3 protein-coding genes are annotated in these 6,499 nt (G+C 67.1%); all 3 read left to right on the top strand.

From position 1 onward, the window contains the following. Positions 1–208: 208 nt before the first annotated feature. The 3 genes from E3T49_RS12305 to E3T49_RS12295 all read left to right on the top strand — a co-directional run bounded on the left by E3T49_RS12305 (position 209) and on the right by E3T49_RS12295 (position 6,438). Positions 209–715: an amino-acid N-acetyltransferase gene (locus E3T49_RS12305; protein WP_134425198.1), complete on the top strand. Its 507-nt coding sequence runs from the start codon at positions 209–211 to the stop codon at positions 713–715. 128 nt (positions 716–843) lie between these two features. Next, positions 844–5,745, top strand: a complete 4,902-nt coding sequence (locus tag E3T49_RS12300; RefSeq protein ID WP_134425197.1) for an ExeM/NucH family extracellular endonuclease — start codon at positions 844–846, stop codon at positions 5,743–5,745. Positions 5,746–5,799: 54 nt separating this feature from the next. Beyond that, entirely contained in the window at positions 5,800–6,438 is a 639-nt protein-coding gene (locus tag E3T49_RS12295) for a hypothetical protein (protein WP_134425196.1), read from the top strand. The last annotated feature ends 61 nt before the right edge of the window (positions 6,439–6,499 follow it).

Genomic DNA, 6,499 nt, shown 5'->3' with positions numbered 1-6,499 from the left:
CGGAGCTCGGGCGTGTACCGCCCATATTTTCGATGCGCCATAAGTCCATCCAATCTCAACTTCTACAAAGGACTGTCCGGAAACATCGGGTCACCCCAGTCCCAAAACAGGCAAAAACGGCAAAATCTCCGTCGAATTGGCTCGCTGCCTAGACTGGGGGTTTGGGCAACTGAAGCACGAGCGCCAGGAGAGGGCCGGTAGCGACACAATGCAGGAGTATTCGGTGCGCCGGGCTCGCACCACCGACGTACCCAAGATTCAGGCTCTCGTGGCGCCGCTCGTGCAGGAGAGGATTCTGCTCGGCAAGGAAAGCGTCGTCTTCTACGAGGCCGTGCAGGAATTCCGCGTGATCGAGGATGCCGACGGCGCCCTGATCGGCTGCGGCGCCCTGCACGTGATGTGGGAGGACCTGGGCGAGGTGCGCACCCTCGCCGTGACCGCTGAGTGGCTCGGCCGCGGCGTGGGCCACGCGCTGATGGACCGGCTCGAAGCGGATGCCCGCGAGCTCGGCCTGAGCCGCCTCTTCTGCCTGACCTTCGAGGTGCCGTTCTTCGCGCGGCACGGGTTCACGGATATGGGCTCCGAAACCGTCGACCCGCTCGTGTACGCCGAACTCGTGCGCTCGCACGATGAGGGCGTGGCGGAATTCCTCGATCTGGCCCGGGTCAAGCCGAACACCCTGGGCAACACCCGGATGGTCAAGCGGCTCGTCTGAGCCGAGTGTTGCCGCTCATGCGAGCGAAATGTTCGAATTCACGAATCGTTACCTTGCACGACGCTCAAACAAACCCCGCTTTCCCTAGTCTTACGAACAATGTCGTTCGTTGAGTAGCTAGGGGAACAATGTCGTCCGCACCACGCAGCCATCTGAAGCTGACCTGTGCCACCCTTCTGGGGTTGGGCCTGGTCGTCTCACCGCTCGTCGCACTGCCTGCCTCCGCCAACACCGGGGGAACCGGCGTCGTCATCAATGAGGCCTATCTCAACGGCGGCAGCGTCGGAGCCATCTATCTGAACAAGTTCGTGGAGCTCTACAACCCCACGGATGCCGCGATCACCCTCGACGGGATGTCGCTGCAGTACCGCAAGCCCTTGGGTGCCGCCCTGGAAGCGGCCACCACCGCAGTTGCGCTCACTGGAACGATCCCCGCCAAGGGCCACTATCTTGTGCAGGGTTCCTCCAACGGGGCCAACGGCGCGGCTCTTCCCACTCCGGACGCCACAGTCAGTGACTCCTTCGGCGGCGGAGGCGGCACGCTCTTCCTCGCGAACACGACCACCAAGATGACCTTGCCCCAGGGGAACCAGGCTGGTGCCCCCGGCGTCATCGACCTGCTCGGCTACGGCACCTCACTGACCTTCGAGACCGCGGTCGCCTCCGCGGCATCCGTCACCACGGCTCTCGGTCGCACGGCCGGCGCCGACGCCGACACGAACCTCAGCGACTTCATCCCCGCGGCTCCCACCCCGACCAACAGGGCAGGAGAGACCGCCGCCCCGGTGGTCACTCCGCCGCCCGCACAGCCTCCGGTCACCCCGGTCACCCCGGTCACCCCGGCCAACGCCATCCCGATCAAGGAGATCCAGGGCACGACGGATGTCAGCCCGAAGGCCGGCCAGATCGTCACCACGACCGGCGTCGTCACCGCCTCCTACCCCACGGGTGGGTTCAAGGGCTTCTACCTGCAGACCGCCGGCACGGGCGGCACGGTCGACCTGACCACGCACACCGCTTCCGACGGGATCTTCGTCTACACGAACACCCTCACCGCGCCGGTTGCGATCGGCGACTACGTCTCCGTCACCGGCACCGCGAGCGATTTCGCAAACCTGACCCAGCTCACGGTGTCATCGCTCAACGACGTGACCGCACTGGACAAGGCCGGAATCGTGGCGCCGCTGCCCGCGACCGTCGGGCTGCCGGCAACGGATGCCGCCCGCGAATCGCTCGAGGGCATGCTCGTCTCCCCGCAGGGCGACTTCACGGTCACCAGCAACTACACGACCAACCAGTATGGCGAGATCGGCCTGGCCGCGGGAAAGACCCCTCTCGTGGGTCCGACCGTCACGGCACGTCCCGGAACGGCCGCCTACACCGCGGCCGTCGCCGACAACGCGGCGCGTGCGGTCACCCTCGATGACGGCGCCAGCACGAACTACCTCAGCAACGCGACGAACAAGGGTCTTCCGGTCCCGTACCTCACGACCGCCAACCCCCTGCGCATCGGCGCGGCGACCACCTTCACCAAGCCGGTCATCCTCGATTACCGCAACAAGACGTGGAAGTTCCAGCCGACCACCGAACTGGTCCCCGCCAACGCGGCCACGGTTCAGCCGGCGACCTTCAGCAACACCCGCACCGCGGCTCCCCGCGCAGTCGGCGGCGACATCCGTCTGGCCACGTTCAACGTGCTGAACTACTTCGCCACCACCGGCGACTCCATTCAGGGCTGCACCTACTACTCCGACCGGGCCGGAACCCCGATCACGGTCAACAGCGGCTGCGACGCCCGCGGCGCGGCCACCCAGGTCAGCTTCGAGCGCCAGCAGGCCAAGATCGTCTCGGCGATCAATGGCCTCGACGCCCAGGTCGTCTCGCTCCTCGAGGTCGAGAACTCCGCCCGTTTCGGCAAGGACCGCGATTTCGCCCTCAAGGCTCTTGTCACCGCGCTGAACGCACAGGCAGGCAGCAACGTCTGGGCGCACGTGCCCTCGCCGGCCGCCCTCCCCGCCACCGAAGACGTCATCCGATCCGGCTTCATCTACAAGACGGCCGCCGTTGAAACCGTGGGCGACTCCGTCATCTTCGACAACGTCGCGTTCGCCAACGCTCGCCAGCCGCTCGCCCAGGCCTTCCAGCTGGTCGGAGACACCGGAAGCAGCTTCGTCGCCATCGCCAACCACTTCAAGTCCAAGGGGTCCGGAAGCGGCGTCAACGCCGATCAGGGCGACGGCCAGGGAGCCTCGAACCTGTCCCGTGTGGAGCAGGCCACCGCCCTCGTCGGGTTCGCCGCCACCATCAAGAAGAGCACCGGCATCGCCCGCGTGCTGCTCACCGGCGACTTCAACGCCTACGACCAGGAAGACCCGATCAAGGTCATCACCGACGCGGGTTACCTCAGCCAGGAAGCCAAGAGCGGCGAATACACCTACGCCTTCGGCGGCACGGTCGGCTCACTCGACCACGTGTTCGCATCGCCCGAGGCCAACGCCGCGGTCACCGATGTGGACGTCTGGAACATCAACTCGGTCGAGTCCGTCGCCCTCGAGTACAGCCGGTACAACAACAACGTCACCGACTTCTACGCGGCCGACGCCTTCCGCTCCTCCGACCACGACCCGGCCATCGTCGGATTGAAGCTGTCCAGCAGCGTCGACATCAACCTGCTGAACATCAACGACTTCCACGGTCGCATCGATGCCAACACGGTGAAGTTCGCCGGCACGATCGAGCAGCTCCGCGCGGAGTATGGTGACGCGGCAACGCTGTTCCTCTCCGACGGTGACAACATCGGCGCCTCTCTGTTCGCCTCGGCGTCGCAGCAGGACAGGCCGACCATCGACGTGCTGAACGCCCTGGATCTCAAGACCTCGGCCGTGGGCAACCACGAGTTCGACCAGGGGTTCGCGGACCTGAACGGGCGCGTCGCTGACAGGGCCAACTTCGAGTACCTCGGAGCCAACGTCTACAAGCTCGGCACGACGACCCCGGCGATGAAGGAATACGCCCTCTTCGAGGTCGACGGTGTCACGGTCGGCATCATCGGCGCCGTCACGCAGGAGACCCCGAGTCTGGTGTCCCCGAACGGGATCGCCAGCCTCACCTTCGGTGACCCGGTCGCCGCGGTCAACCGGGTCGCGGCCCAGCTGTCCGACGGAATCGTGGAAAACGGCGAAGCCGACGTGTTGATCGCCGAATATCACGAGGGTGCCGGCGCGGGAACGGTTGAGAAGGCCACGCTCGAGCAGGAGCTCGCCCTCACCGACAGTGCCTTCGCCAAGATCGTGACGCAGACCTCAGCGAAGGTCGACGCCATTTTCACCGGCCACACGCACAAGCTGTACGCCTGGGACGCTCAGGTTCCCGGCGCCGCGGCCGGCGTCACCCGCCCGGTGCTCCAGACCGGCAGCTACGGCGAATTCATCGGCCAGGTCGTGCTCAACTACGACCGTGCCACCGGGGCCACCACCACTGTGGAGAACCGGAACGTCCCGCGCACGAAGGTAGCCGACTCCGCGTTGACCGCCGCCTACGCGCGGGTCGCCACTGTGAAGACGATCACGGATGCCGCACTCGCCGAGGCCGCAGTCATCGGCAATCAGTCGATCGGCAAGGTCACGGCTGACGTGACGCGTGCCTGCCTCGGCGGCGTCGCACCGTGCGTCGAGAACCGGGGCGCACCGTCGGCGATGGGCACCCTGGTGGCCAACTCGCTGCGCGAATCGCTCTCCGACCCGCTCAAGGGCGGCGCCGAAATCGGCGTGGTCAACCCGGGCGGCATGCGCGCCGAGCTGGTCTACTCACCTGACGGCGTGGTCACCTACGCCGAGGCCAACGCGGTGCTGCCGTTCCTGAACAACCTCTGGACCACGAGCCTCACCGGCGCGCAGTTCAAGACCGTTCTGGAACAGCAGTGGCAGCGCAACGCCGACGGCACCGTGCCGTCCCGTCCGTTCCTGCAGCTGGGTCTCTCCGACAACGTGAACTACACGTTCGACGCGAGCCGGGCCGAGGGTGACCGCGTGACGGGCATCTGGATCGATGGTTCGGCCATCGACCCGGCGCGCTCCTACCGAATCGGTTCGTTCAACTTCCTGCTCACCGGCGGCGACAACTTCCGGGAGTTCAAGAACGGAACGGGCACGCGCGACTCCGGTCTCGTCGACCGGGACGCCTGGATCTCCTACCTCACGGCCAACAGCCCGGTCACGCCGTCGTTCGCGGCCCGCCAGGCCAGTGTCACGGGAGTGCCGGCCACGGCCGTCAACCCCGGAGACTCGGTCACCCTCACGGTGTCCAGCCTTAACCTGACTTCGCTCGGGGCCCCGAAGAACACCGAGCTGACCCTGCTCTGGCCGGGCAGCACGGCGGTGCTGGGCACGGCATCCGTTGATGCCAACGGTTCGTCGGTCGTCACCTTCACGGTGCCGCTCGACGCACCGGCCGACAGCGTGCTCGAGCTGACGGCGAAGGAATCCGGCACCATTGTGCGGGTTGCCATCGACGTCAACGCTCCGATCGCGCCGACGGATGCCCCGGCCCGCGTGGGCGACGTCGACGCCGATCTGGAAAACGTCGTCACGACCGACAAGGCCGTCTACAACGCCGGCGACCCGATCACGGTCACCGTGGGTGAGAAGTTCGCCGGACAGTACGTCTGGGTCTCGCTCGACGGCACGAGCCTGGGCGGCTGGCTTCGCGCCAACGCTCAGGGCCAGGTGACCACCGTGGTTCCGGCCGACGCCACGGCGGGTATGTCCCGCCTCGTCGTGCAGGATGCCGCCGGAGGCGTGATCGGCTGGACCGAGATCGAGGTGCTCGCCGCGGCGATCACGCCGACCACGCCGCCGACCACGACGACGCCCGGCACGTCCGCCAACGCCGGCTCGGGTTCGAGCATGGGCGGCGGCCTGGCGCGAACCGGAGTCGAGCTCGCGCCTCTCGTCGCGGGCGGCACTCTGATGCTGCTGCTCGGCGGATTGCTGCTGGCGCGGCGTCGCCGCGTGGGATTCGGGGAATCGTAAACCGACACGCACAGTAGTGCCGGCGGCGCCGGTATACCTCGCTAGCCTTGGGTCATGTCGACGATCAAACATCCAGTCGGCCCCCAGTCCAGCACGGTGTACTGGCGCCGTCGTCTTGTGGTGGGCCTGGGCCTGCTCCTCGTGCTTGCCCTCCTCATCCTGGTCGTCTCGTTCATCGTGCGCCCGGCCGCCGGCAACGGCGGGCCGGGCAGCACGCCGACCTCATCGGCCACGGCTCCGGCAACAGCGGCGGATGCCGCAGCCCCTGACCCGGCGGCCGGCCCGGCCGCGTGCGACCCGGCATCCGTTCAGGTCGAGGCCATCACCGACGCGGTCACGTACGAGCCGGGAGCGGAGCCCCTGCTCTCCCTGAGCGTCACCAATATCGGCACGGAACCCTGTGTGCTGAATGCCGGCACTTCGACTCAGGTCTTCACGGTGTCGAGCGGCGCGGACGTCTACTGGACATCGACCGACTGCCAGCAGGATCCGGCCGACGCGGACGTCACTCTGACGCCCGGGAAGCCGCTGAGTTCGGGGGCGCCGATCGCCTGGGACCGCACCCGGTCGAGCCCGGAGACCTGCGGCGAAGCCAGCCGTGAGGCCGCACCGGCCGGGGGAGCGGCGTACAACCTGAGCGTGTCCATCGGCGGCGTCGAGGCGGCCACTCCGAAGCAGTTCCTGCTCTCCTGACCCGTCGGTCGTCGAGCCCGTTTCGGTGGTCGAGCCTGTCGAGACCCGCCCGTTCGCTCAC

This window comes from Cryobacterium cryoconiti (assembly GCF_004403065.1).
GTDB lineage: Bacteria > Actinomycetota > Actinomycetes > Actinomycetales > Microbacteriaceae > Cryobacterium > Cryobacterium cryoconiti.
The sequence above is the reverse complement of the archived record's forward strand: the minus strand, read 5'-3'. Positions and strand labels throughout refer to the sequence as shown.

Excerpts from the sequence above, each read along its gene's own strand:
- E3T49_RS12300 (WP_134425197.1), top strand. The coding sequence starts at position 844 with ATGTCGTCCGCACCACGCAGCCATCTGAAGCTGACCTGTGCCACCCTT.
- E3T49_RS12295 (WP_134425196.1), top strand. The coding sequence starts at position 5,800 with ATGTCGACGATCAAACATCCAGTCGGCCCCCAGTCCAGCACGGTGTAC.
- E3T49_RS12305 (WP_134425198.1), top strand. The coding sequence starts at position 209 with ATGCAGGAGTATTCGGTGCGCCGGGCTCGCACCACCGACGTACCCAAG.